Below are 25,944 nucleotides of genomic sequence, written 5' to 3' on the forward strand. Positions count from 1 at the left end.
TTTAAAAGGAGATAATGTTCATCGTGAGAAAGTACGTTTTTGCCATACTCGTATGCCTGCCGGTATTCCTTTTTGCACAGGTGCCGGCAAAGCCGAAACCAACAGCAACTATCCCGTTCCGGTTGTATGACCGCTATATGGTGATCAGCTGTGCCACTTCCGGTAATACGCCTTCAGGAGGAGCGCCAGACAGCCTTCATTTCATCTTCGATACCGGAGCAGAAGTGACTACGCTTCGCAAGCGAACAGCGGAAAGACTGGATCTGAAGACGAAAGAAGGCGGCGGATTAACAGGAACCGATGCTGTTGTGGTCAGAGTGCCTACTGCTGAACTCAGTGTGCTTTATTTCGAGAAGACAAGGCTGCCATTCGTTAAAGTATACATTGAGCCACTTGACGAATTTCAAGACATCCCCATCACCATTGATGGCCTCATTGGCGTAGACCTGCTGAAATCGTTCATTGTGAAGATCGACTACGAAAAAGAAGTGCTGGAACTTTACCGGTCGGCACAAACGCCTGCCAATACACCGGGACAACGGATGACGCTGAGCCGGAACTTCAATACCCCGGTTGTGGAAGGCGCCGTGAAACTGCCTGATGGCGAAACGCTCAGCAGCCGCTTTCATTTGATCTCAGGTGGAGAATACGGTATCCTGTTCAACTTCCCATTTGTGGAAAAACATAAACTAAATAGCCGGCTCACCACTCTCAGCACAGACAAGGTACACGACCTTTATAAAGAATTAACGTATACCAATACCAGCGTACCTACGCTCAGTCTGGGTACAGTACAGCTCTCCCAGGTGGCGGCCAGTTACTGCAAAGATGTCAATGATGCCGGCTCTATCCATGAAATGGCTGGCTCCATCGGGTACATGGTGTGGAGGCAATTCAGATCTATGACGATCAATTATACCGGACGCGAGTTATTTCTCGAAAAATAAGACCCAGTCTATTCTCCCATTCTTTTAGTTAACTTGCAACTCTCATAAACAGGGAAATATGATTCATTTCAATAAATTCACTTTAGCCAACGGATTGCGCGTGATAGTGCATGAAGACCATACCACTCCAATGGCTGTGGTAAATGTGATGTACGATGTCGGCGCCCGCGATGAAGATCCCAGTAAGACCGGCTTTGCTCACCTGTTCGAACACCTGATGTTCGGTGGTTCTGTTAATATTCCTGAATACGATGAACCTTTACAGATGGCCGGCGGTGAAAACAACGCCTACACCACCAGCGATCTTACCAACTACTATATACAACTGCCTGCTGAAAATATCGAAACAGCGTTCTGGCTGGAAAGCGACCGTATGCTATCGCTCGCCTTCAGTGAAAAGAGCCTGGACGTACAGCGTAAGGTAGTTTGTGAAGAGTTTAAAGAACATTACATCAACAAACCATATGGCGATGTCTGGCACAAAATGAGAGACCTGGCCTATTCCACACATCCCTATAAATGGATGACCATCGGAAAGGAGCTGTCTCACATTGAAAATGCCAGTCTGCAGGATGTAAAAGACTTCTTCTTCAAATATTACCGTCCGGCAAATGCGATACTAGTAGTAGGTGGCCATGTGACCACCGCCCAGGTAAAGATGCTGGCAGAAAAATGGTTCGGCGATATTCCCGGGGGAGAACGTGTACAACGTCATATTCCGGTAGAACCTGTGCAGACAGCCGCGCATAAACTGGAAGTAAAAGCCAATGTGCCACTGGATGCACTGTACAAATGCTACCATATGCCTGCCCGTACCGGCAAAGGCTACTACGCTATAGACCTGATCTCCGACATCCTCGGTGGCGGCGCGTCTTCCCGCCTGAACCAGGTATTGGTAAAAGAGAAAAAACTGTTCAGCAATATTGATTGTTATCACTTCGGTACCCTCGATGCCGGCCTGCTGACCATAGAAGGCAAACTGGTAAAAGGTGTCAAAATGAAAGATGCAGAGAAAGCCGTACAGGAAGAACTGGATAAAGTACAGCAAACGATCATCCCGGAAAGAGAACTGCAAAAGGTAAAGAACAGGGTAGAAAGTATGCTCGCTTTTGAAGATATGGGCCTGCTGAACCGTGCGAACAACCTTGCATTCTATGAGCTGATCGGTAACGCAGCTCTCATGAATGAAGAGTTCAGTCATTATGAAGCCGTAACAGCTACTGAAATGCACGAGGAAGCACAGCATCTTTTCGACGAGAAAAATTCCAATACGATTTACTATCACGCAGGATAAGGTATTCAGCCACAACTGACAGACTTTAATCCTTTGTAAATAAATACGCTTTTAGATTAATGATAAACCGGAAAATTGCCCCTGAGATAAAAGATGCCACGGCCTTCGATATTAAACTAAGACCGTATGAAAAGGTAACACTGGACAATGGCATCCCTGTATATATCATCAAATCGGACGAACAGGATACACTGCAGCTGGAACTCGTATTTCCGGGTGGCAGTTGGTATGAAACAGAAAATCTCGTAGCCTCTGCCACCAATTTTCTCATGAAAAACGGTAGTAGTAAACATGCTGCTCACGAGATCAATGAAAGTATTGACTATTTTGGTGCATACCTGAACCGCGGCAGTCATCACGAATATTCAACATATACCCTGCACTGTCTCACGAAGCACTTCGCTGATATGATGCCGGTATTGCAGGAAGTGATCCTGGACCCTGCGTTCCCTGAAGAAGAACTGGCTATCTTCCGCCAGAACATGAAACAGCGGCTGGCAGTAAATCTCCAGAAATGCGACTTCGTTGCTAACAGGCATATTGATAAATACCTGTTCGGAGAGTTCCATCCTTATGGAAGAGTGAGCAGCATGGACGCTTACGATGCATTGCAGACGTCCACTATGCAGGCTTTCTATAAGCAACACTACACTTACAACAACTGTAAGATCTTCGTTGCCGGAAATCTGCCGGCAAACATGATAGAACTGCTCAATCAGTCTTTCGGTAAAGACAAATGGAATGGCGAAGCCTCCATTATCCGCCCGGAAATATCTATCATGGCAGCAGAAGAGAAGAAGTTCCGCATCTTCAACGATGAAAACGGTGTACAGGGTGCTGTACGTGTAGCGAGACCGTTCCCGAACCGCTACCATCCTGACTTCCCTAAAATGCTGGTGCTGAACACCATCCTGGGCGGCTACTTCGGCTCCCGCCTGATGAGCAACATCAGAGAAGAAAAAGGATATACCTACGGTATCCATTCACAGTTATACAACTTCCGCCAGTCCAGCGCTATCAATATACAGACAGAAGCAGGACGCGATGTATGCGAAGCAACTATCGAAGAGATCTACAAAGAACTGCGCATACTGCAGAAAGAGGTTGTACCGGAAGAAGAACTGCACCTGGTGCGTAACTTCATGATCGGCTCAATACTGGGTGACCTGGATGGCGCATTCGAAGTGATTCAGCGCTGGAAAAACCTGATACTGAATGGCCTGGATGAAAACTATTTCTACAATAACATCAATATCATCAAAACGATCACTGCCGAGGAGCTACATGAACTGGCACAGGAATATTTCTCTCCGGAAGATTTCTATGAACTGGTAGTTATCTAATCATGCATTGATTTTTGAGGTATTACAGCCTTATTCATAAAAAAACGACCTGCAGATAATCTGCAGGTCGTTTTTTTTATACCTGTTTCCTTCACACACATTGAGAAGAACAAACAGACATCACATATTTTTATTTTATTATATTTGCAACCCTAATTGTTAGATCCTATGAAAGCTTTTATCCTATGTTTACTATTGGGCATATGCCTGAATGTTTTTGCACAAACCAGCAAGTCCGATGTAGAAACACTCGAAAAACGTTACCAGGAGTGCCTGGCCGAGGGCAAAAGCCAATACAACTGCGCCCTTCAGTACTATACCCAGATGGATAGCCTGTTGACCACCGTATACCGTCAGTTATATGATAATCTGGATACGACCCGTCGTCAAACCTTACAAATTTCCCAGCAGCAATGGGAGGAGAAAAAAGATACTTACTTCAAGGACATTGATGTACGCGTGGAAAAGAAACGACCATTGACGCTATCAGGTCTCGATGACGATATGATCGTTACAGACAACAAAGCTGCATATATCAGAACACGTGTGATAGAGTTGATCGATAAGCAGTCCTGAGAGCTTAGTGGTGTGTAGCACGCCGTTTTATCATACCGCCTTTGGTATCATTAATGTTGTGTTGTACAATAAAGGCCTTCTCATCAATCTTTTCAATTTCATCAATGATCTTGTGGACTTCCAGGCGGGTGACTACCGTGTAGATAATATCAATATCCCTGTCTACAGAGCCCCGCTTGCCAAAGCCACTCTGGCCTTTGAAGACAGTTACTCCCTTGCGTAGAGAGAGGGTCAGTGTTTTTCTAATCAGTTCACTTTCATCGGAGATGATAGTCAGGGCAATGTATTCTTCAAAACCCTGAATGATAAAGTCTACTGTTTTGGATGCAGAAAGGTAGGTTAGCAGCGCATACAGGGCCGTCTCTACATTGATCAGTACCGCAGCAACACTGAATATCACAATGTTAAAGTACATGATCACTTCGCCCATGGAGAGGATCGTTTTCCGGTTGATGTAAAGTGCCAGTACTTCTGTGCCATCCAGTACAGCCCCCCCTCTCACGGACATACCAATACCAGCGCCCAGGAAAAAACCACCGAAAATAGCGATCAGTAGTTTATCGCTGGTGATAGTAGGCACGTGTATAAATACAAGTGCAGCCGCTAGTCCGAGGATGGCGCATAGCGCCCTTACCGTAAAGCCAACGGACAACTGTTTGTAAGCCAGGAGAATAAAGGGAATATTGATCACGATCAGCAGTACAGAGATAGACCAGCCGGTTAACCTGCTTATCAGCAGGGAAATACCAGTCACACCACCATCCAGGAATCCGTTAGGCAGCAGGAACCCTTTCAGCCCGACAGCGGCCAGTAGAATGCCAATGGCAATCAATATAATATCCTGGGCAGTCTGAATAATGGTGAGACGTGCTCGCGACTTCCTGTTTTTCGACATAATTATAAACTTACAATCTTTCCTGGTGTCTGAGCAATCTTTCCGGTATCTCGTTATTGCTGGCCATTACATAATCGCTGTAGGTACAGGGAAGAAATTCGTCCTCCTTGCCTCTGCCGGGTAATTGCATCCACCAGCGACCGGTCTTTTTGCTTTTCAGAAAGAGGGTCACTATATCCGCACAGACGATATTAAATTCATAAAAAGCATCCCTTTCTTCCAGCAGGGCTTCTTTATTCTTCACGGCCACTCCGTCCATAAAGTACCAGAGCATCTGAGCGATCTGTTTGGCCGTCAGTGACTCCCGGTCTTTTTCCGGACGGTAACCATAAATACCGAAAGTGGTGAGTTTGGGGCTCATGCCCGCATAACGGGTAAGTGAACAGGCTTCGTCTCCTCCGAGTCCGTTAGGAGAGAGGGTGTTCGCCGGCGCGTCATTATGCTTAACGATATTGATATCAATACTAAACAGGTCACTATTGCGTAGTACCGGTTCTATATCATCCATGTTCTCTCTCACCTTACCCAGGCGATAGCAGTCAAACCTTAACTTGTCGAGCGTCTCGAGCATGTGCGGATGTACAAAATAGCTCTGGAAAGCCAGGTGATTATAATGCCGGATATAATTTGGCTGCTCAGTCAGCATTTCCATGAGGAAGTTTTCCTCCGGAACAGATGATCCTTCTTTAAGGTCGATGATCGCATCAGCGATGGTCACTTCTATCACCTGTTTCCGGGCAGCGTACGCTTTATATTGTGCATAGGTGAGGTCATGTGCACCACCCAGAATGACAATGGTCTTATGGGAATTGATCACTTCGGCCATAACAGTCTGGAGAGCGGCATAGGTATCTTCAAGGCTAGCCCCTTTGCGCAGGTTACCCAGATCAGCGATCCTGACACCTCTATGCCAGTAGTACAGGTTATAGAAGGCTTTTCTGATAATGTCAGCAGCATCGGCCGACTTTCTTCCCGGACCATAACCACGGTCTTCATTTACGCCCAGCAGAATAACATCTGCTATATCAAGATTGGGGATATGCCCATCCTCGTAGGCATCAGTGACACCTCCTATCTGAAAATCATCATACTCCTGATCATCATTCAGGCCTGCTTTGGAAATGGGCAGCAGATAGTCATGCAGCAGCGTAAAGTCTGACATCAGAACAATATTTTGTTTTGCGGCAAACCTACGAATCAATTGTGAATTATGTTCTTTTGCGAGGGATGATTTGCAGAGGGTTAACTGTTGTGGGCAATCAGACACGCATGATCAAAAATTGGTCATGAAATAATGTGCGAATCTGTGAGACTAGTTCTTATGGACGATAAATTCGAATGCTTTATGCTCTTTCCTGGAAAATGCTTTCTGTAAGACAGATCGTTTGCTGGTAATGCGGTTTTTGTTGCAGTCAGCTACTTCCATAACGTTACATAGGTATTCCATGGTCTCGACCATTGTAAGCATATCGCTAATCTGTTTCACTGCATATTGGATCTGTTGTTCGCTGTACCGATCTTCATGCAGTAAGATCAATAAATCCCTCTCAACCTGTTTCATTTGAATATTTTGAGTGTTCCCTTAAATTTGTTAAAGGCGTTTTCATATAGGTGTAAGCGGCTTGGCGTATTCAACAACTGGATGTTACAAGTTTTCCTTCAAGATCGGGAACTCAACGGCAAAAGACAAAGTACCTATTTACTTAGTGCATACGTTTTTTATTCATGGTTGGGCATCCGCAGTCATTCTTCTTCAAAATCTTGCAACCCTGACTCATTATGCTAAGACTACCGCACACTAAAAAGATAGTCAGCCATTTTCTTGTTATCATACTCTTAAGTTAGTTCACTTTTGATATAAAGCCTGTCGTACGAGAGTTTACCGTTTCTTAACAGTGCGCATTTCTAAATTAAGCTAATTTCGTAAAAATTTCAAATATTTGTCCACAATTTCTACGCGCAAAACGATTCTCATAGTCCCGCTCGACTGGGGATTGGGACATGCCACCCGCGACATTCCCCTTATCCATGAATTACTAAACGCTGGCTGCAACGTTGTTATTGCAGCAGAGGGTAAACATGCCGCTCTTTTGCAGCAGGAGTTCCCGGAACTGACTATCCTGCCGCTGCCTGGTTACCGTATTGAATACGCTCAGAAAGGATGGTTTTTTGGATTGAAAATCATCCAGCAGATCCCCAAGATCCTGAACGCGATCAGGTACGAACAGGAGTGGCTCCGGAAAATAGTGGTGGAACACCATATAGATGCTGTCATATCCGACAACCGGTTCGGACTTTACCACGATAAGATACCGACAGTCTTCATCTCCCACCAGCTATTGATCAAGCAGCCTTTCGGCCCGCTGATGGACAAAGTGTTACAGTCACTTAACTATCGCTACATCCGTCGTTACAGTGCCTGCTGGATACCTGATTATGCCGATACGCATAACCTCTCCGGTGTACTAGGCCATCCATCCAAACTACCACCTAATACCACTTACCTGGGCTGCCTCAGCCGTTTTGAGGACCGCCCTGACGTAACACAACAATATGATCTGCTGGTACTTATATCCGGTCCGGAACCACAACGTTCTAACCTGGAGAAAATGATACTCGATCAGATCACCGATCTGCCTATCAGTGCCCTGATCGTCAGTGGTAAACCAGGCATGCCGGAAAAGAAACAGATCACTCCACGTGTGCAGCAGGTTAACCATATGAATGCGAAGGAGTTAAATGAGGCAATGCTGGCTTCCGGAATGGTATTGAGCCGCTCCGGCTACACCACCCTGATGGACCTGATAAAGCTGAACAAAAAAGCGATCCTCGTGCCGACACCTGGTCAGTCAGAACAGGAATATCTGGGTAAGTTTCTGATGAAAAAAGGCTATTTCTATAATGTTCCGCAACATCTCTTCGGTCTGAAAACAGCATTGGACGCCGCGAAGCATTTTGAGTTCAAATCATTCGGACATGCACAGGATATGGAGCAGTATAAAGGCGTGGTAAAGAAGTTTGTAGAGGATCTCAGAAAAGATTAGGAGCTAAATAATAAAATGCAAAGGGGCGCTTCGTACACTGAAGTTCCCCGTTGTATTTATGCTCATACTAAATAAAGAATTTATCAGGCTTTCTTCACCGATCTCCGCTGCTTTGAATGCTTAATTCCTAATTTTTAATGCCTAATTTCTCCTTCAGTCGCTCCACTGTCTTCTTTTCACTACCCACAAAGATCTCTTTTCCCACAATAGCTACCGGACGCTTCAGAAAGGAATATTCTTCCAGGATCAGATCATGATAATCCTTTTCGGTCAGCTCTTTTTCATGCAGTCCCATAGGACGGTATTTCATAGAACGGCGGCTGAAAAGTGATTCATATGTACCCGCCAGGGCGTGCATTTCTGCTAGTTGGGCCGGGGTGATCTTCTCCGTTTTGATATCCTGCAGTACAACTCCATTGTCTTTCGCGTTCACTTCTTCCAGTATTCTCTTGCAGGTACTACAGGTAGATAAATGATATATTTTCTTCATGTCGTTTCTCTTTGTACGCAAATATCCATTATTAATGATGATATCTCAACCGGAGAGGCATGAGCGTCCTGTCTTTGCCGCTTCTGCATTGATTACCAATTACTGATTTCGATATTGACCACGCAACTTTCCAATTCCTAATTCGTAATCCTTAATTCCCAATTACTCTTTACTTTTGGCGGATGCAAAAGAAATTGTTCTTACTGGATGCAATGGCACTTATCTATCGTGCCTATTATGCATTGATCAGAAATCCACGCCTTACCAGCACCGGCAGAAATACGAACGCCCAGTTCGGTTTTACTTCCACCTTGCTGGACCTTATTAATAAGGAAAAGCCAACTCACATGGCAGTGGCATTTGATACGCATGCTCCTACGGAAAGACATACCACCTTCGTTGACTATAAGGCAAACAGGATGGATGCCCCTGAAGATATCCTGGACTCACTGGATGATATCAAACGCATCATCACCGGTTTCAATATACCTGTTGTTGAACTGGATGGCTACGAAGCTGATGATGTGATCGGCACACTGGCATGGCAGGCTGCAGATGCCGGTTATAGTGTATACATGGTAACACCTGATAAGGACTATGGTCAGCTCGTAAGAGAAAATGTATTTATCTACAAACCTCCTTACATGGGTAATAAAGAAGAAATTCTCGGCCCGAAGGAAGTGTGTGAAAAATGGCAGATCGCGGATGTACACCAGGTAATAGATATCCTGGGACTGATGGGTGACGCGGTCGATAATATTCCTGGCATCCCGGGTGTAGGAGAGAAAACGGCGATGAAGCTGCTTGCCCAGTATGGCTCTGTGGAAGATGTGATCGCCAATGCAGATAAGATAGGCGGCAAGATGGCCGAGAAGATCAAAGCCGGCGCAGAAAGTGCGATCCTATCCAAACAACTGGCCACCATCATAACAGATGTACCAGTAACCTTCCATGAAGAAGACTTCTGCATCAAAGACCCTAACAAGGAACAGCTGATAGAAGTATTCACAGAACTGGAATTTAAAACCCTGGGGAAACGTATCCTGGGCGATAGCTTCGTTCCTGCTGCGGCAGCAGAACCTGCCTCCCCGCGCAAAGCGCAGCTTGACCTCTTCGGTAATGAAATACAGGGCGCTGTACCGCCGGCATCTGAAGAGCCACAGGAAGTAGTGCAGAGCATCATGATCGCCGACAGGAATATCACGAATACGCCACATAATTATCTGCTCGCGGATACACCCGAGAAAAGAGCCGAGCTACTGGACCTGCTGCTGAAACAGCAGGAAATTTCTTTCGATACCGAAACAACCGGTACTGATGCGAATGCGGTTGACCTGGTGGGGATGAGCTTTTCTATCAAGGCGGGTGAAGGATGGTATATCCCGGTACCGGCGGACAGGACGCTGGCACAGGCGATCGTTGACAGCTTCCGCCCACTCTTTGATACCACCCATATCTTATTCATTGGTCAGAATATCAAATACGATATGATCGTGATGAAGTGGTACGGTGTGGAATTTAAAGGCCCCGTGTTCGACACCATGCTCGCACACTACCTTATTGAGCCGGAAGGCCGCCGTAGTATGGACCTGCTCAGCGCCCAGTACCTTCAGTACGAACCCGTGTCTATTGAGACGCTGATCGGAAAGAAAGGAAAAGGTCAGGGTAATATGCGGGATGTGGAAATTGAAAAGATCAAAGATTACGCAGTAGAGGATGCCGACATTACTCTCCAGCTGAAAGAAAAGTTTGCACCACTCCTGCCTTTGAAAGCAGTGGAAAAAGTATTCTACGAAGTGGAAAACCCACTGGTGAAGGTACTGACTGATATGGAGTATGAAGGTATTGCCCTGGATATCCAGGCTTTAAGTGACTACTCCCGCGAACTGGAAACTGAGATCAAACGCGCAGAAGAAAGTGTATATAGCCAGGCAGGCGTCCGTTTCAACCTCGCATCTCCCAAACAACTGGGAGAGGTGCTGTTCGAAAAACTGCTGCTCGACCCAAAAGCCAAGAAGACAAGAACAGGACAATACGCCACTGGTGAAGACGTACTGGCCAAATTGTCCAATAAGCACCAGATCGTGGAAGACATCCTGGTATTCCGCGAACTGAGCAAACTGAAATCTACCTATGTAGATGCCTTGCCGCTGATGCTGAATAAAAAGACGAACCGTGTACATACCTCTTACAATCAGGCGGTAGCCGTTACCGGTCGTCTCAGCTCTAACAATCCGAACCTGCAGAACATTCCTATCCGTACTGACAGGGGCCGTGAGGTGCGTAAGGCATTCGTAGCCAGGAATGAAGACTTCGTTCTAATGTCTGCCGACTATTCACAGATAGAGTTACGTATCATCGCCGCTATCAGTGAAGATGTACATATGATTGATGCTTTCCGTCAGGGGCTCGATATTCATGCTGCCACTGCGGCGAAGGTATATGGGGTAGACCTGGCAGATGTGACATCTGAAATGCGCCGTAATGCCAAGAGTGTGAACTTCGGTATCATTTACGGTGTGAGTGCATTTGGCCTGTCAGAAAATCTGGGTATCGCCAGGGGAGAAGCAAAGACGCTGATCGATAACTATTTTGCACAGTATCCGTCTATTAAGGAGTACATGGACAAGCAGATCCAGTCTGCACAGCAGAATGGTTATGTAGAAACTCTCCTGGGACGTAAACGCTGGCTGAAAGACATCAACTCCTCCAATGCAGTGGTGAGAGGCTACGCAGAACGAAATGCCATCAACATGCCGATACAAGGTACCGCTGCCGACATGATCAAACTGGCCATGATCGCTATTCACAAAACACTCCGGAAAGAAAACCTCCGCTCCCGCATGATCCTGCAGGTACACGATGAGTTGGTGTTTGACGTGCATAAAGATGAAGTAGAGCTGATCAAGCCATTGATAGAAGAAGGCATGCGTAATGCACTCCCTCTTTCCGTTCCTGTGGATGTTGAAATAGGCATTGGCCGTAACTGGTTACAGGCCCATTAGTATATGAGTGTTAATACCACAATTATAATCTGACTACAGATAGACCGGCCGTGAATGGTAAGCAGTCCTGATAACTGTTCATCATTTACGCTGGTCGCTACTGTAGGGAAGCCTTCCCCCCGTATAATAAAAGTGGCCTGTAGTAGCATTGCACCCCTGTATTTCCTGCTGATAATTAATATTTTTTACCCCGCTTTGCCTCTTGTGTTTTCCAAAATCGTTTACTAGCTTTCGGCCATGATCCTGACCTCCCGACTCCAATTGTTATCTTGTACCCTGCAGTACTTCGAAGCGCTGTTGCAGGGCGAGGAGGTATTGAGTGAGTTACTCCACGTACGTATCCCCGACCCCTGGACTGAATATCCGGAAATTATCCTCATTGCTTACGACAAACTGCGTAATGATCCTTCTATGCTGGGCTGGTTTTTCTACCTGGTCATTCACAAGGAAGACAAATGCCTCATTGGCGCCGGTGGCTTCAAAGGCCGGCCCGATAAAGATGGCACTGTCGAAATTGGCTATGAGATCTCTGCCCCATACCGGGAACAGGGGTATGGCACAGAGCTAACCCAGGCACTGGTGCGGTTTGCCTTTAGCCATTCCTATGTGAATAAAGTAGTGGCCCATACAGAAGAAGAATATAATGCAGCAGTAAAAGTACTTCAGAAATCAGGGATGCACTTTGCAGGAGAAGACCCCGAGCAACTGTGGAAATGGGAAATTACCCGCGACCAGTATAAGTGGCCACAGGACTAAGCTCCGATCACCTGCAATCTATTGCATTCCCCATTCATCAATCTTTATCGGTTAAAAATGACTGTTTTAGCTTAGATTCGACCTCTTATTTTTTTACAACAAAAGAAAAACACCAATACACAATGAAGAAATGGGCGCTCTGCCTTGCCGTTTTCTGTTCTACAGCGGCTATCGCACAAACAACCAACAAAGAAGGAAGCAATTACAAATTCACCGTAGTTAAAAATCTGGATGCTGGTGATGTGGAAAATCAGGGTAACACCGGTACCTGCTGGTCATTCTCTGGTCTTTCTTTCTTCCAGGCGGAAGCTCTCCGCAATGGCAAGGGTAAAAACGTGAACCTGAGTGAAATGTTCGTCGTTAGAAAAATGTACCCACTGAAAGCTGCAAACTATGTGCGTATGCATGGTAAAGCCAATTTCGATGAAGGCGGTGGATTTCCTGATGACCTGCTGTGTCTCCGTGAATATGGTCTGGTGCCACAGAGCGTATACGATGGTAACCGTGTGAAAACATACAACCATGCTGAAATGAAAGGTCTGATGGAAGGTCTGGTAAAAAAAGTAGGTGAGTCTAACACGACTATCAATCCAAACTGGAGCAAAGCACTGGATGGTATTCTGAATGCATACATGGGCGACGCTCCTGAAAAATTCGATTACAACGGCAAATCATATACGCCGAGAACGTTCGCAAAAGAAATGGGGCTGGATGCTGATGACTATGTAATGGTCACTTCATTCACACATCATCCATACTATTCACAGTTCGTACTGGAAGTGCCTGATAACTGGAACTGGGACAAAATGTACAACGTTCCTTTAAATGACCTCACCGCCATCGCAGAAAATGCGATCCAGAATGGTTATACCATTGCATGGGCTTCTGATGTAAGCGAGAAAGGTTTCAACTTCGCACAGGGCCTTGCTATCGTTCCTGATGTAGAAAGCCTGACACCTGAACAGTTACAGAAAGCATTCACTGAGCCAGTAAAGGAACTGACTATCACTCCGGAACTGCGTCAGCAGGCTTTCGATAACTACGAAACACAGGACGACCACGGTATGCATATCGTAGGTATGGCAAAAGACCAGAATGGTAAAGTATTCTTCCGTGTGAAGAACTCCTGGGGCACCAGCAATCCAGGCAGTGGTTACTTCTATGCTTCTGAACCTTTCTTTGCCTACAAAACCACCAGCATCATGCTGAACAAGAAGGCAATACCTGCTGATATCGCAAAGAAACTGGGTATTAAATAATCCGGCGATGTTTTAAGACGCAGCAGCATGCACACTGCATTCGTCATACATAAAATAAAAACGAGGCGGCCACACACCGCCTCGTTTTTATTTTAATAGGTAGATACCTGAGACGCACTGGGTACTTCCCACAATTTAGTTACACTGGAAGTAGTGATGTTCCTGTAACGTACCCGCAGATTTTTACTTTCTGTACGCACAATGTTAGTCCCTCCACTGAAGGTGCCACCATTGATGTTCACTGTTACGTTGTACTGACCGCTACCATTCGTACGTAATACTTTACCGAAGGTGGTCACTCTGAAATTGTTAATATTGATCGTACCGTCTGCATTTATCTGCAATACCTTATCTGCTGCTTTCTGGGCTATACAGTTATTCAGTGTCACGGTACCTGCCGACTTCAATGTCATTGCATCTTCTCCTACATCCAGCCATTCCACATTCTCAAGTGTTGCGTTACCGTATACATGCACGCCATCACAACCCGGCGCACCAATTTTTACATTCTTAAGTACGGCGCCGTTCTCAAGTTTGAAGATCGGCTTCTGACCTTCAGACTGGCTGCCATCACCCAGGCCCTGGGCGATGATAGTGTTCCCCTTGCCGTCATAGGTCTGACCGGCTTTTACAACAATGGTGGCTGTAATTGGTACATTCGCAAAAGGTGTTACACCTATAGCAGCTGCAACGTCAGGCGTCATGTTGGATACATCAGTGCTGTGATCTTTCGTACAGCCCATAGCAAGAGCGCCAGCCAATACGGCCGACATCAACATCTTGTTTGTTTTCATGTCAGTAGAATTTATAAGTGATTAATGAATCATAATGTGGATATTCAGGTCATGGCTGTGCCAATACCATATAGGTTCATTTTAAAAAACAACACGCACTGAAATGGAAAAAAGGGTTAAATGAATCTGGGTTCTCTCTGGATTGAACTACAGGTTCTATTGTTCGCTATTCGTTCTATTGCCGGTTGATAAGGTTACTGTAGGTTGATGACCGAAATTATCTAAAAACATTACACAACTACATAAACCTGAACGATATTTTTACGCAATCGTTCTCGGTATCGATTCCGTAAATAAATTATTTGCTTTTGTCAAGTATGGGCCATTTTTTGATAGCGTTGAGGACATTTTTACCCCCCGAAAAATCTCTTTCGCGGCATGGTCGCTGCCGATACGAATCCTGGCCGGAAGGCCTGCCGAAAATATCCAGCTGTATCCTCAAAAAAACATGACGACAGCAAGTACTTTAGTTGCCATCGTCATATATAAACACGTATATCCTTTACTATAAATGCTTCTAACGGATTTAAATTTCATCCTTTTACTTTCCTTCCAGGCGTTGTGCCTCCTGATAACTTCCCAGTCTGAGCTTCACAGGAAACTGTGTTTGCTTCTCCCAGTTCCATTCTTTCTTGCAAAAAAAACCAAAATGTTGATCATAATAATCGTTCGGTTTTAAAGGGGACTTCACGACCCTGTTTTGCATATCAGGAGGTATCTGAAACGACGATAAATACAAGGGAGAAAATGCCTCCTTCCTGTCCGTTAGCCACGATTTGCTTGACTTAGTCAAAGGATAAAGTGGTCCTACGATCAATCTCACCTGGGCAGATACTTGCGTAAGGCAAGCAATTAGCAATAAACCTGCTATAATAGCCGCTCTTCTCATATTCAATTTATTTTTAAACGCATGATCATCTTTTATACAAGGGCCTCCCAGCTACCTGCGCCTTCCCTGATCAGTTCCGGTTCATCGCCTGTACAATCTACAACAGTGGAAAAGGCCATCCCGCCAATCCCGCCATCTACCACAATGTCTACGATGTTGCCAAATTTCTCATGTATGATCTCAGGGTCTGTGTATTCCTCTACGTATTCTTCAATAGGAAGGGAGGTACTCATCACCGGGTTACCAAGTTCTTTGACGATCGTCCGGGCGATGTTATTATCGGGGATGCGTATACCAACCGTATCCTTCTTCTGTTTCAGCAAACGGGGAACAGCCCGGCTGGCTGGCAGAATAAAAGTATATGGTCCAGGCAATGCCTTTTTCAGCATACGGAAAATGGGCGTATCCACACTTTTCGCATAGTCCGATAAATGGCTGAGGTCATAACATACGAATGAGAACTGGGCTTTGGCCGGGTTAATATGTTTGATACGACAGATCCGTTCCACTGCTTTGGTCTGACAAATATCGCACCCCATACCATACACGGTATCGGTAGGATAGATAATCACACCTCCGTCTTTCAGACACTCAGTGATTGTCTTTAGATGTCGCGGATTCGGATTGTCCGGATGTACTGTTAAGAGCATAATACGAATTTACGAAACTACTGCGGAAGCGCCCCAATTTCCAGGCCAACAGCTGTTGCACATTAAATAATCTTACTATCTTTCGGACCAATTTGAAAAACCAATCGGATGAATACAAAGGGGATTGTTCCGAGAACATGGAGAAGGCTAAAAAGGATTGCACTTATTCTGTTTATAGCACAATTTGTTTACATCATTATCTTAAAGTGGATCAATCCGCCCATTACGCTAACCATGATATCCAGCTGGTTTAGTCTGATGGGAACGGATAAGCACTTTCATAAAACCTGGGTCAATTACGACGAGATATCCCAACATGCCAAACTGGCGGTACTGGCTAGTGAGGACCAACTCTTTCCTGATCATAATGGCTTCGACTTCAAGTCCATCGAAAAAGCGATGAAGCATAATCAGAAAAGTAAAAAGATCAGAGGCGCCAGCACCATCAGTCAGCAGGTAGCAAAAAACGTTTTCCTGTGGCAGGGGCGTAGTTGGGTACGGAAGGGGCTCGAGGTCTACTTCACATTTATGATTGAGAAGATCTGGGGCAAGGAGCGTATCCTGGAAATGTACCTCAATGTGGCACAGATGGGAGATGGCATTTTCGGTATAGAAGCCGCTGCGCAGCAATATTATCACAAGGGAGCCGCCAGTCTGAACCGCGAACAGGCGGCCATGATCGCTGCCTGCCTGCCAAACCCCGTTAAGTACACGGTAGTACCACCTGCACGAACTACTTCCTATCGTCAGCGTAAGATATTACAACAGATGCGTTTTATCGCTCCCGATCCGGATATATCGGAACTGGTAAGGGGTGAATAGCAACGACTATTATAAGAAAGAAGGGGTACCAATGCGATTGGTACCCCTTCTTTCTTATAATAGTCATTGCCGTAATAACCTGTCAATGGCGGCTATGGCACTTGTCTGCCTTTCTTCGAAACCGCCCCTGATCTCGACCCATGGTACTCCTGACGCAATCACCAGTTCACGGTAGATATTGTAAAAATATTCACGCATCTCCGGGTCGGGATGCTCACGTTGTGGGTCTTCGACCCACGGAAGGTCAATATAGGTCAGCAGATACAGATCATAGTGCCGGGCGGCAATGTGTTGCAGAATGACCGGATCACAATTACCGTATTTATGTTCGCTCCATACCTTAATGACATGCAGGTCTGTATCACAGATCAGCAGGCGGTTAGCCTGTGTGGCCAGCCGGTCCTCTAACGCCAGCTGCCCCTCAGCCATCAGCGTGAGGTCGTGTTGTTCATAAGGCCTGGGCAATTCCTCCAGGTACTGCCGGGCATATTCAGGTACCCACATCGTTTTAAAATGTGTGGCCAGCTGCTCACTTAATGTACTCTTTCCGGTCGACTCCGGGCCTATAACAACGACTCTCAACATATGATAATTTACTTTGCCAGTCCTGCAGCTTGTTGTTCCCGCCAGATCTTCATCCAGCTGAAATATCCCAGTATGGCAACTATAAACAGGAAAATGGTCAGTACGGCTGTTGGTAACAGGTGCTTGTGAAATAACAGGGGTATTGCCACCAGGTTAGAAACGTTCAGTACCAGCCAGTTTTCAATCTTTCTCTTTGCCAGTAGCCACATGCCGGCACAGGCGGTAGCAGACACAAATCCATCCACCACAGCAACATCCGATTTGGAATAGGTAGTGAGCAGATAAGCGAACACTCCCCAGCCGACGACCGTGATAAGCCCTGTTATCAACCAGTCTTTACCATTCGCTCTGGTCACCGGGGTTTCAGGACCATCTGCTCCTTTTTTGGCCCAGTGATACCAGCCATAGGCACTCATGATGAAATAATAGATATTCAGCGTCGCTTCTGCATATAACATGAACTCCGCCCTCGATAACAGGTAGGCATAAATACCCGTGCTCACCAGACCGGTCGGGTACAGCCAGATGCTGTTCTGTTTGCTGAAGAGCACACTGATGGCACCAAATAGCGCTGCCACTATTTCCAGCCAACTCATCGCTTTTATTCCTTCCTGCAAACCCTGATATAGCGTGTCAAAAATCATTTCGAAAGATTATACTGCTTAATTATTCAGCTATTAAACATCCAGCTACGTTCCAGGCACTGAAGCTGCCGCCTTCTCTTTCTCCTAATGGAATAGCCACTTTAAATGTATGCAGTCCCGGCGTGAGATCAGGCAAAGGTATGGTAACCGGTTCAGTTACACCACCCGGACACCAGTTGGACCTGCTCAGGTCAGAAGAGGAGAGACCATTGATGAAGTTACCTGTTGCCGGATTCAGTAAGCGGAAGTTTCCACAGTCTGTTCTCCAGGGAATGAAGTGATATACCCGCTGCCCGTCGACAAAGATCTCATTCAGCTTCTTATTGAACTCATCTCCGCCACCCCAGCCGCCATGGCCGGTAGTGGTATAACGCAGCCGCAGGTTTTTCAGGCCTGCAGGGACATTTACGGTCACTGCCAGCGAATCCTTTCCGAACATGGTACCATATTCCTGACCCGCCATTTCCATCAGGTTAGTGGAGTTGAAGATCGGCATGATCCAGTGCTTTTTAGTGGTAGTATCCTGGTCATTGTCCGCCGGATAATACTTCAGTCGCAGACTCACCTTGTGTCCTCCTTTATCATAGTTACCCACAAATACACCTATCCAGACGTCCCCTTCCAGACGTGGTTGTAATTCTGTGATGTCCTGACGGTATACGGCAGAATCAGCCCACTGATAACCTTTGATCTTCACTTTTTTGTTGTATTCACTGATGCCGAAAGGCGTGAAAAAGCGCATCAGTTCCAAAGTAGGCAGGTAGCTGTCCGTAGCTATAACCCCACGGTACTTCTCATGATAAGCCGGTAGCGCATTTACACCGTTTTTTAATCCGTCCAGGAATGACTGCTTTTTATCCATCGGAATCATAAATACAGCACCTGTGCGGTCATAGGAATCTCCGTTGGAAAATGCTGCTACTTCGGCAAACAGGGTGCCGACTGGCAGTTTAGGCAGCTTCACCTTCTTCAGGATCACAGTACCTCCCGCATAGTGGTAGGTCACATTCTCCTGATCATCGGCCGGATCATGGTGTTCATTGCCCCAGCTGATCTGCTCATCAGTGAAAATTGGAATAGTGGTGAATCTGTTTTCAATTACCTGGCGCAGGTAAGTGGCGTCGTCCACCAGCTGGCCCATAGATGCAGGCCATTGTAATTCAGTGTCTTTTATAGTATGCAGATCTACTTTTGTCGCAATATATTCGGCAGTACCGTTACGTACCGTTCTGAGTATCAGTCCCAGACCAGGCGCATAACCCTGAATCGGTGTTCCTTTTACCGGTAGTGCATCTGTGTACCAGATCTCAATGCTATTGGAGCGAACCCTCATTTTGGCCTTCTTACAGGGATATCCCAGTATAGTGTCTGTACCCGGTATCAGTTCCGGCTGATCATATTCAGCGAATGGCTTCTTAAATGTGAGCAGATGGCCTTCCTTGTCTTTGATCTGCTGGTAGGTTACCTTTCCTTTCTGGTCCAGCAGCTGCAGTTCTTTCTGTGCGACGGGATCAACAGGTGCAAAACGGGCTTTATCTCCGCTGATGATCAGCTTAATATTCCCATCAGGCACTTCTTTTCCATTGTACCTGAATCCATATGTGACCTCGGCACCGGCCTTTGTTCCTTTCGACTGTGCGAATGCGCTCCCTGCGACAAGCAGGGTCATCCACACGAATGACATTTTCTTCATAAGTATAAGTGTATCCTATTTATGGCTAAAGATACTGGTATAAATAAAAAAAGCACAGTCAAAAGACTGCGCTCTTTTTTAACACTATCATTCTCTCAACTATGGCTTATTCTGCTTCTGCCACTACTTCTTTCACTTCTGGAATCATACGCTTCATCATGCCTTCAATACCGGCTTTCAGCGTGATCATAGAAGATGGGCAGCCTGAACAGGACCCCTGCAGCATCAACGTCACAGTACCGTCGTCGTAATCTTTAAACTGAATTGCACCACCATCCATTTCTACCGCTGGCTTTACGTAGTTCTCAAGTAATTCCTTGATACGTTTTACAACATCGGTATCATCTGCACTTACTTCATTGGTGGCAGCTGCTTTTGTAACCACTATTTCCTCTTCGTTAACAACAGGACGGTTATCTTCCAGGTATTCCTTCAGGAAGGCTTTAATAGTAGGTATAATATCGTTCCAATCAGTGTCTGGCGTCTTCGTGAGTGTAATGAAGTTCGCCATGATAAAAACTCCTCTGATAAACGGGAAGCTGAACAACTCAACAGCCAATGGAGATGGCTTAGCGCTCGCCTCATCAGGGAAATCGATGTGCTTACCAGGGTACAACAGTTTGTTAGCTACAAACTTCATTGTCTCCGGATTGGGCGTCATTTCTGTATATATACTGATTATGGGATTGCCTGTTTTGATCATAGTACACTAAACTTTTATGATGGGACAAAGGTAGCAACTTTCGCTCACATACCCAGTGGAATCAACCGTAATACCCATCGAATTTTACAATGCGGATATAGATAAATTTTGCATCACATGTCATTTAACACTGTTTTCTCCTTATTTCCGGCACCGTTTGTGCTGCATAACCAACTTCATAATCAACCTTCCGTATAACGGATTGGTGGAATGATTCGTTTTGTTATTTTCGCAGTTTTCAGGTCTTAACCTACAATTAGTAGAATGTTGAAGTATTTATTGGGAGTTGCGCTGCTACTGACGGGCATCTTCGGTCAGGCACTTGCACAACTGCCGCCTAAACGGGAATTTCGTGCAGTATGGATCGCCACGGTAGAAAACATTGACTGGCCCTCCCGAAGGGGCCTGCCAGTGGAAACACAGAAACAGGAATTTATTAATCTACTTGATAAACAGCAACGCAATGGTATGAACGCGGTGATCGTACAGATACGCCCGGTCGCCGATGCTTTCTACGATTCTCCTTTCGAGCCCTGGTCCGAATACATCACCGGTACCCAGGGACAAGCGCCCAACCCTTATTATGATCCGCTTCGTTTTATGCTGGAAGAGACGCATAAAAGAGGAATGGAATTTCATGCATGGTTCAATCCTTACCGCGCCGCTATTCGCAATACAACGTCCAACCACATCACCCGCATGCGTCCTCAGTGGTTCGTAACGTTTGATGGTAAAAAATACTTCGACCCGGGCATTCCGGAGGTCCGTGAATATGTGACCAATATCATCCGTGACGTAGTACGCCGCTATGATATTGACGCTGTACATTTTGATGACTATTTCTATCCTTACCCGGTTCCGGGAAAAGAATTTGGCGACAACAACTCCTACCGCCAGTATGGTCGCAACATGATGAAAGACGACTGGCGCCGCTGGAATGTAGACACGATCATCCAGATGGTAGGTAAAATGATCAAGGAAGAAAAACCCTGGGTAAAATTCGGTATCAGTCCGTTCGGCATCTGGCGTAATAAGAATAAAGACCCTGAAGGTTCTTACTCTTCAGGTCTGTCCAACTACGACGACCTCTATGCTGATGTACTCAAATGGCTCAAAAACGGCTGGATAGATTATGTCGCGCCACAGCTCTACTGGGAGCGGGGCCATCGTGTAGCCAATTATGAGTTGCTGCTGAACTGGTGGGCCCAGCATGGGTATGGTCGCAATGTCTACATCGGCCATGGTGTATACCGCCTTAAAAGTAATGCTGCCTGGAGTATTCCCAACGAACTGCCTGTACAGATCACCGAGGTACGTACACTCAACACTATACACGGCAGCGCCTTTTACAGCGCCAAGTCCTTCAATGGTAATCCTTTAGGCATTGAAGACAGTCTCCGCAACCACTTTTACCGTTACCCCGCACTCAGACCAGCAATGCCCTGGATCAACATGCCATCGCCATTTCCGCCCTACTTCGTGGATGCGTTTGAACGCACAGATGGATTGCATCTGCACTGGGCTGACCAGGATACATCCGGGCGTACGCAGCAATATGTGCTGTACCGCTTCGATGCCAATGAGTCTATTAACCTGGGTGATCCGACTAAAATACTGGCGATCGTACAGCAACAGTCGGAACCACAATATGTAGATCTCTCTTATGTAAAAGGCAGGCTGTACACATATGTTGTGACTGCCCTGAACAGGATGCAGACGGAAAGCTGGGCCAGCGATCCCTTGTATATGCGTTTCTCAGGCAAAAAGACCCAGTTCATTATTGATCCTGAACCGTAGAAAATCCATTAAGCATTAGGAACTGGGATTATTGCTAAAATATTCTTACTCAAAGAAGAAATACGATATTAATATTAAAAGAAAGGGGGCTTCTATTAAATAGAGCCCCCTTTCTTTTTTCATCCATCGATCCCAATCTCCGCTACATTTCAATTTCTAATTCCTAATTAATTACTTATATACTGCCTGCACCGGTTTACCTACAGCACCGTTCGGCATCTGTATACGCAGCATTGCAGCAATAGTGGGTGCAATGTCAGCCATGCTTACCACGTCATTTGTATAACCATGTTTCACATGCCAGCCCATAAATACAAGTGGTAAATGGGTATCATATGGGTTCCAGTTACCATGTGTCGTGCCTTTGGATGAGCCGGAATACCAGCCTGGTTCAGGAATGATGATCACTGATCCGCAGCGCTTGGGGTTATATCCATTAGCAGCCATAGACTTTATAGGCTCAGGCAGCGGGCTATTCCCCAGGTTATCCATGTCTGCCGCAAACTCAACGCCTGGTAATTTCTGAAGGAATTGTACGGTAGCCTTCTTAATCGCATCAAAATCCAATTTCTGTGCTTCGATGCTTTTCAGATCAAAACCTATATGATAGTTTTCTCCTGTCAGGGCCAGCTTATCTGCACCGAAACGTTCTTTCAGCCATGCATTCAGGCCGGAAAGCATTTTACCGTCTGGTAATCCTGCAGGTATCTGATGTTCTTTCATAAAACCGACTGAATGAGCCGCACCATGGTCGGCAGAGAGGAACACCAGGTAATTGCCCTTACCTACACGCTGGTCCAGATAGCGGAAGAATGCAGACAGGTCTTTGTCAAGACGCAGGTAAGTATCTTCTACCTCTATGGAGTTAGGACCATATTTATGTCCAACATAATCTGTTGAAGCACAGTTGATCGTTAAAAAGTCTGTCACATTGCCGGTACCCATCTTATATCCATCGATCGCTGCTTTGGCAAATTCCAGTGTCAGGGTGTTTCCGGAAGGCGTGGTACGCAGGCTACCCTTGTCATTCGGGTAAATATCCTGCATGTTGTGTGGGAATGTAGCCGTTTTCTCTCCCCCGAATGTACCTTCCCAGCTCATATCATCCGCGGTGCTCTGCACATAGGTGCTGATCGGGTAGAGCGGGTTCCAGGGTTTGGACATCATTGCAGCCGGCAGCTGACGCGCGTTAAAAGTTTTCACCCATTCCGGCAGGTCCTGCATATAAAAGGAACTGGTCACAAAACTGGCATTACTGTCATCCAGCCAGAAAGCACCATCGGCGATATGGCCGGCAGGCAGGATAGAGGCCCTGTCTTTCAGCGATACACCTACCACTTTGGAACGGAAGTTGGTCGCCAGTTTTAACTCGTCCGTGATCGTAGAAGCCAGCAGGTTACGAGGCGACATTTTACCCGCATCTGTCGTAGTACCGATAGGCTGTACGGTAGTATCTTCTGTACAATACCAGTGACGGCCGGTTACCTGGTCTGTCCAGTCATTGCCGGTAATACCATGAATAGCAGGCACCGAACCCGTGTAAATAGTACTATGTCCTACAGCTGTAAAAGAAGGTAAGTGAGTAATGAAAGCGTTTTCGCAGGAGAAACCTTCTCCCAGCATTCTTTTGAATCCGCCTGCCTCGTATCGGTCATAATAGCGGTACAGATAGTCCCAACGCATCTGATCAACAACAATCCCGACTACCAGTTTCGGACGATCTACCGGTTTTTGTGCCCGGAGAACGCCTGCCTGCAGCATGGCGCCGGTAAGCGCCAGCGCAGACAATAATTTGCAAATTCTTCTCATGATAGATAATTTCAACAGTGATAAGACCCGTGACTATTAACGCCTTTGGTTACTTAAGGTTGTCAAATTATCTATCCTTTTAAACTTATGATTATATAAATGTTACCAACGGAGATATAAATGGATAAGGACTCCTTAGAATCCTGCTTCCGCAAACCGCACCGGATAATCAGAGATAATACCATCTACGCCCATTTCCTTAAGCTTCTTCATCTCTGCTGCCTCCTGTACCGTCCATGGAACAACCTGGATCTTCCGGCTATGGCACAACGTTAATAACGCAGGTGTTGTGAACTGGTAAAACGGATTATAGAACTGTGGAGTGAATCCGAGCAGGTCCAGTTGTTTAGCCGGGTTCACTTCCTTATCATATGTCAGGAAACCCAGTGTGACAGCAGGATATCTGCGATGCAGCACCTGCAGGGGCCGGGCGTCAAAAGACTGTATAATCAGGCGGTTACCGAGTGGCAGCATGTTCTTCACCGCCATCAGTTTGTCAATATATTCTTCCGGCGCGGGTTGTTCTGTACCATCTGTTTTAGCGGAAGACTTGATTTCCAGTAAATAAAATACCGGTGCCAGGTGATGCGCCTTAGTATATGTCTCTACGGAATCAATCATCTCTGACAGGAGAGGAGCATAGGATTTAATGCGCTGCTGCTGAGGGAACTCAGGATATGGCTTTTCACCGATCACAAACTGGCGGATGCGGCTATAGTCCATCTTATAGAAGGTATAGTCTGCCCTGGAAGCAGTCGGTATTTCTGCGCCATCTGGCATGGTTGTATAAGCAGGATTGAAGGAGGCGTCATGATATACGACCACCTGTCCGTCTTTTGTGATATGCACATCAAACTCGATCGTGTTTGCACCTGTCTCAATGGCTTTGATCATGGAAGGAATCGTATTCTCCGGCATCAGTCCACGGGTACCGCGGTGCCCTACCTTGTAAAATGATGGCAACTGGTGTGCTGTCATGGGTTTCGTAGATTTACAGGCATTCATACCTGTTGTGGCGAGCAGCAGTCCTGCCGCCAGCATGGCTTGTTGTAAAGGTTTCATCGTCTAACGTTTTCCGGCTGTTAAAGTAATACTCGCGCATTTCTTTACGGGACCAGGCATGTTAACTCATTATTAATTAATGGGATTACATGCAGAGAAATACGCCTGCTGCGATGGCAGCCCCTGCTAGTGGACCCAGTACAGGTATCCAGGCATAATCCCAGCCATTACCGCCTTTTCCCTTCACAGGCAGAATAGCATGCATGATACGGGGGCCAAGGTCTCTCACCGGATTAATCGCATATCCCGTTGTTCCTCCCAGTGAAAGGCCGATGGCCAATACCAGCAGAGACACCGGCACCGCGCCCAGGGAGCCCATGCCTATGGGTGTTTTCTCCTTACCAAACTCCCCGTTCGAAACGATATAGAAAATAGTGAACAACAATACAAAGGTACCGACAATCTCACTGGTCAGGTTACGGGCATTATTACGGATAGCCGGGGCCGTACAGTAACAGGCCTGTATCAATCCCGGATCTGCTGTATCATCCAGGTGATCTTTATAATGTATCCATACCAGCAGTGAGCCAGCCATAGCACCCAGTAACTGTGCTCCGGCAAATAACGGCAACTGTGCCCATTCAAACCTGCCGGCTAAAGTTAGTGCCAGCGTCACTGCCGGATTAAGGTGTGCGCCGCTGTAGGGGCCTGCTACCACCACACCGACAAATACAGCCAGTGCCCAGCCGGTCGTAATTACGATCCAGCCGCCACCATGACCTTTTGTTTTATTAAGGATCACATTAGCAACCACACCATTGCCGAGCAATATCATCAGCATGGTGCCCAGAAACTCTGCTATTAAGGGATGCATCGAAGAATGAATTTTATCAGTTAGTCATTGGTGCTGTGTGACATGGAACGATTCCCGCACCAGCGTTTACGTG

24 protein-coding genes are annotated in these 25,944 nt (G+C 46.2%); 10 read left to right on the forward strand and 14 right to left on the reverse strand.

The annotated features are described in order from the left end of the window. The first annotated feature begins 23 nt into the window (after positions 1–23). From GWR21_RS19150 to GWR21_RS19165, 4 genes are all read left to right on the forward strand, one after another. Positions 24–947 carry an aspartyl protease family protein gene (locus GWR21_RS19150; RefSeq protein WP_162333301.1) on the forward strand — a complete coding sequence of 308 codons (924 nt, stop codon included), beginning with the start codon at positions 24–26 and terminating at the stop codon, positions 945–947. A gap of 58 nt (positions 948–1,005) precedes the next feature. Further along, a complete protein-coding gene (locus GWR21_RS19155; RefSeq protein WP_162333302.1) occupies positions 1,006–2,241 on the forward strand; it encodes a M16 family metallopeptidase in 1,236 nt (411 codons plus the stop codon). Between the two features lie 59 nt (positions 2,242–2,300). Then, entirely contained in the window at positions 2,301–3,584 is a 1,284-nt protein-coding gene (locus GWR21_RS19160; protein ID WP_162333303.1) for a M16 family metallopeptidase, read from the forward strand. A gap of 168 nt (positions 3,585–3,752) precedes the next feature. Next, positions 3,753–4,160, forward strand: a complete 408-nt coding sequence (locus tag GWR21_RS19165; RefSeq protein WP_162333304.1) for a lysozyme inhibitor LprI family protein — start codon at positions 3,753–3,755, stop codon at positions 4,158–4,160. Between the two features lie 4 nt (positions 4,161–4,164). Here the strand turns inward: GWR21_RS19165 and GWR21_RS19170 are convergent, their stop codons facing one another. The 3 genes from GWR21_RS19170 to GWR21_RS19180 all read right to left on the reverse strand — a co-directional run bounded on the left by GWR21_RS19170 (position 4,165) and on the right by GWR21_RS19180 (position 6,616). Then, positions 4,165–5,055 carry a YitT family protein gene (locus GWR21_RS19170; protein WP_162333305.1) on the reverse strand — a complete coding sequence of 297 codons (891 nt, stop codon included), beginning with the start codon at positions 5,053–5,055 and terminating at the stop codon, positions 4,165–4,167. A gap of 10 nt (positions 5,056–5,065) precedes the next feature. Further along, positions 5,066–6,217 carry a formimidoylglutamase gene (locus tag GWR21_RS19175; protein WP_162333306.1) on the reverse strand — a complete coding sequence of 384 codons (1,152 nt, stop codon included), beginning with the start codon at positions 6,215–6,217 and terminating at the stop codon, positions 5,066–5,068. Positions 6,218–6,367: 150 nt separating this feature from the next. Further along, a complete protein-coding gene (locus GWR21_RS19180; RefSeq protein ID WP_012788383.1) occupies positions 6,368–6,616 on the reverse strand; it encodes a hypothetical protein in 249 nt (82 codons plus the stop codon). A gap of 379 nt (positions 6,617–6,995) precedes the next feature. Here GWR21_RS19180 and GWR21_RS19185 point away from each other — a divergent pair, with 379 nt between their 5' ends. Further along, a complete protein-coding gene (locus GWR21_RS19185) occupies positions 6,996–8,099 on the forward strand; it encodes a glycosyltransferase (RefSeq protein ID WP_162333307.1) in 1,104 nt (367 codons plus the stop codon). Between the two features lie 127 nt (positions 8,100–8,226). On the opposite strand, the gene GWR21_RS19190 is transcribed toward GWR21_RS19185, so the two are convergent. Next, positions 8,227–8,589 (reverse strand): arsenate reductase family protein, encoded by a 363-nt coding sequence (locus GWR21_RS19190; RefSeq protein WP_162333308.1) that lies wholly within the window; start codon positions 8,587–8,589, stop codon positions 8,227–8,229. Positions 8,590–8,771: 182 nt separating this feature from the next. Between GWR21_RS19190 and polA the strand changes: the two genes are divergently transcribed. The 3 genes from polA to GWR21_RS19205 all read left to right on the forward strand — a co-directional run bounded on the left by polA (position 8,772) and on the right by GWR21_RS19205 (position 13,609). Continuing rightward, positions 8,772–11,594 (forward strand): DNA polymerase I, encoded by a 2,823-nt coding sequence (gene polA / locus GWR21_RS19195; protein ID WP_162333309.1) that lies wholly within the window; start codon positions 8,772–8,774, stop codon positions 11,592–11,594. 237 nt (positions 11,595–11,831) lie between these two features. After that, complete coding sequence (locus GWR21_RS19200; protein ID WP_162333310.1) at positions 11,832–12,350, forward strand: GNAT family N-acetyltransferase; 519 nt, start codon at positions 11,832–11,834, stop codon at positions 12,348–12,350. 122 nt (positions 12,351–12,472) lie between these two features. Then, the gene (locus GWR21_RS19205; RefSeq protein WP_162333311.1) at positions 12,473–13,609 is read left to right on the forward strand and encodes a C1 family peptidase; all 1,137 of its coding nucleotides are present in this window, start codon (positions 12,473–12,475) and stop codon (positions 13,607–13,609) included. A 92-nt stretch (positions 13,610–13,701) separates the two neighbouring features. Here the strand turns inward: GWR21_RS19205 and GWR21_RS19210 are convergent, their stop codons facing one another. From GWR21_RS19210 to GWR21_RS19220, 3 genes are all read right to left on the reverse strand, one after another. Beyond that, entirely contained in the window at positions 13,702–14,403 is a 702-nt protein-coding gene (locus GWR21_RS19210) for a pectate lyase (RefSeq protein ID WP_162333312.1), read from the reverse strand. Positions 14,404–14,944: 541 nt separating this feature from the next. Beyond that, positions 14,945–15,109 carry a hypothetical protein gene (locus GWR21_RS19215; RefSeq protein ID WP_162333313.1) on the reverse strand — a complete coding sequence of 55 codons (165 nt, stop codon included), beginning with the start codon at positions 15,107–15,109 and terminating at the stop codon, positions 14,945–14,947. Positions 15,110–15,324: 215 nt separating this feature from the next. Then, on the reverse strand, positions 15,325–15,942 hold the full coding sequence (locus GWR21_RS19220) for an L-threonylcarbamoyladenylate synthase (protein WP_162333314.1): 618 nt from the start codon (positions 15,940–15,942) through the stop codon (positions 15,325–15,327). 108 nt (positions 15,943–16,050) lie between these two features. Between GWR21_RS19220 and mtgA the strand changes: the two genes are divergently transcribed. Further along, positions 16,051–16,764 (forward strand): monofunctional biosynthetic peptidoglycan transglycosylase, encoded by a 714-nt coding sequence (mtgA, locus tag GWR21_RS19225; protein WP_162333315.1) that lies wholly within the window; start codon positions 16,051–16,053, stop codon positions 16,762–16,764. Between the two features lie 63 nt (positions 16,765–16,827). Here the strand turns inward: mtgA and GWR21_RS19230 are convergent, their stop codons facing one another. From GWR21_RS19230 to GWR21_RS19245, 4 genes are all read right to left on the reverse strand, one after another. Beyond that, positions 16,828–17,349 carry an AAA family ATPase gene (locus GWR21_RS19230; RefSeq protein WP_162333316.1) on the reverse strand — a complete coding sequence of 174 codons (522 nt, stop codon included), beginning with the start codon at positions 17,347–17,349 and terminating at the stop codon, positions 16,828–16,830. 8 nt (positions 17,350–17,357) lie between these two features. Next, positions 17,358–17,993: a nicotinamide riboside transporter PnuC gene (pnuC, locus tag GWR21_RS19235; RefSeq protein WP_162333317.1), complete on the reverse strand. Its 636-nt coding sequence runs from the start codon at positions 17,991–17,993 to the stop codon at positions 17,358–17,360. A gap of 22 nt (positions 17,994–18,015) precedes the next feature. Then, positions 18,016–19,686: a PNGase F N-terminal domain-containing protein gene (locus tag GWR21_RS19240; RefSeq protein WP_238429882.1), complete on the reverse strand. Its 1,671-nt coding sequence runs from the start codon at positions 19,684–19,686 to the stop codon at positions 18,016–18,018. A gap of 106 nt (positions 19,687–19,792) precedes the next feature. Beyond that, positions 19,793–20,389 (reverse strand): NifU family protein, encoded by a 597-nt coding sequence (locus GWR21_RS19245; RefSeq protein WP_162333318.1) that lies wholly within the window; start codon positions 20,387–20,389, stop codon positions 19,793–19,795. Between the two features lie 264 nt (positions 20,390–20,653). Here GWR21_RS19245 and GWR21_RS19250 point away from each other — a divergent pair, with 264 nt between their 5' ends. Then, positions 20,654–22,186 carry a glycoside hydrolase family 10 protein gene (locus GWR21_RS19250; RefSeq protein ID WP_162333319.1) on the forward strand — a complete coding sequence of 511 codons (1,533 nt, stop codon included), beginning with the start codon at positions 20,654–20,656 and terminating at the stop codon, positions 22,184–22,186. A gap of 171 nt (positions 22,187–22,357) precedes the next feature. On the opposite strand, the gene pafA is transcribed toward GWR21_RS19250, so the two are convergent. From pafA to GWR21_RS19265, 3 genes are all read right to left on the reverse strand, one after another. Further along, the gene (gene pafA, locus GWR21_RS19255) at positions 22,358–23,995 is read right to left on the reverse strand and encodes an alkaline phosphatase PafA (protein ID WP_162333320.1); all 1,638 of its coding nucleotides are present in this window, start codon (positions 23,993–23,995) and stop codon (positions 22,358–22,360) included. A 135-nt stretch (positions 23,996–24,130) separates the two neighbouring features. Then, a complete protein-coding gene (locus GWR21_RS19260) occupies positions 24,131–25,057 on the reverse strand; it encodes a glycerophosphodiester phosphodiesterase family protein (protein WP_202928965.1) in 927 nt (308 codons plus the stop codon). A gap of 85 nt (positions 25,058–25,142) precedes the next feature. Then, positions 25,143–25,871, reverse strand: coding sequence for an MIP/aquaporin family protein (locus GWR21_RS19265; protein WP_162333321.1), 729 nt, complete (start codon positions 25,869–25,871; stop codon positions 25,143–25,145). Positions 25,872–25,944: the final 73 nt, after the last annotated feature.

Origin of the sequence: Chitinophaga agri, from assembly GCF_010093065.1 — a bacterium.
Lineage (GTDB): Bacteria > Bacteroidota > Bacteroidia > Chitinophagales > Chitinophagaceae > Chitinophaga > Chitinophaga agri.

Coding starts and splice junctions, on each gene's coding strand:
- GWR21_RS19180 (WP_012788383.1), bottom strand. CDS start 6,616: ATGAAACAGGTTGAGAGGGATTTATTGATCTTACTGCATGAAGATCGG.
- GWR21_RS19160 (WP_162333303.1), top strand. CDS start 2,301: ATGATAAACCGGAAAATTGCCCCTGAGATAAAAGATGCCACGGCCTTC.
- GWR21_RS19205 (WP_162333311.1), top strand. CDS start 12,473: ATGAAGAAATGGGCGCTCTGCCTTGCCGTTTTCTGTTCTACAGCGGCT.
- GWR21_RS19175 (WP_162333306.1), bottom strand. CDS start 6,217: ATGTCAGACTTTACGCTGCTGCATGACTATCTGCTGCCCATTTCCAAA.
- GWR21_RS19190 (WP_162333308.1), bottom strand. CDS start 8,589: ATGAAGAAAATATATCATTTATCTACCTGTAGTACCTGCAAGAGAATA.
- mtgA (WP_162333315.1), top strand. CDS start 16,051: ATGAATACAAAGGGGATTGTTCCGAGAACATGGAGAAGGCTAAAAAGG.
- GWR21_RS19170 (WP_162333305.1), bottom strand. CDS start 5,055: ATGTCGAAAAACAGGAAGTCGCGAGCACGTCTCACCATTATTCAGACT.
- GWR21_RS19200 (WP_162333310.1), top strand. CDS start 11,832: ATGATCCTGACCTCCCGACTCCAATTGTTATCTTGTACCCTGCAGTAC.
- GWR21_RS19260 (WP_202928965.1), bottom strand. CDS start 25,057: ATGAAACCTTTACAACAAGCCATGCTGGCGGCAGGACTGCTGCTCGCC.
- GWR21_RS19245 (WP_162333318.1), bottom strand. CDS start 20,389: ATGATCAAAACAGGCAATCCCATAATCAGTATATATACAGAAATGACG.
- pnuC (WP_162333317.1), bottom strand. CDS start 17,993: ATGATTTTTGACACGCTATATCAGGGTTTGCAGGAAGGAATAAAAGCG.
- GWR21_RS19210 (WP_162333312.1), bottom strand. CDS start 14,403: ATGAAAACAAACAAGATGTTGATGTCGGCCGTATTGGCTGGCGCTCTT.
- GWR21_RS19240 (WP_238429882.1), bottom strand. CDS start 19,686: ATGAAGAAAATGTCATTCGTGTGGATGACCCTGCTTGTCGCAGGGAGC.
- GWR21_RS19215 (WP_162333313.1), bottom strand. CDS start 15,109: ATGCAAAACAGGGTCGTGAAGTCCCCTTTAAAACCGAACGATTATTAT.
- GWR21_RS19250 (WP_162333319.1), top strand. CDS start 20,654: ATGTTGAAGTATTTATTGGGAGTTGCGCTGCTACTGACGGGCATCTTC.
- GWR21_RS19265 (WP_162333321.1), bottom strand. CDS start 25,871: ATGCATCCCTTAATAGCAGAGTTTCTGGGCACCATGCTGATGATATTG.
- GWR21_RS19220 (WP_162333314.1), bottom strand. CDS start 15,942: ATGCTCTTAACAGTACATCCGGACAATCCGAATCCGCGACATCTAAAG.
- GWR21_RS19230 (WP_162333316.1), bottom strand. CDS start 17,349: ATGTTGAGAGTCGTTGTTATAGGCCCGGAGTCGACCGGAAAGAGTACA.
- polA (WP_162333309.1), top strand. CDS start 8,772: ATGCAAAAGAAATTGTTCTTACTGGATGCAATGGCACTTATCTATCGT.
- GWR21_RS19165 (WP_162333304.1), top strand. CDS start 3,753: ATGAAAGCTTTTATCCTATGTTTACTATTGGGCATATGCCTGAATGTT.
- GWR21_RS19155 (WP_162333302.1), top strand. CDS start 1,006: ATGATTCATTTCAATAAATTCACTTTAGCCAACGGATTGCGCGTGATA.
- pafA (WP_162333320.1), bottom strand. CDS start 23,995: ATGAGAAGAATTTGCAAATTATTGTCTGCGCTGGCGCTTACCGGCGCC.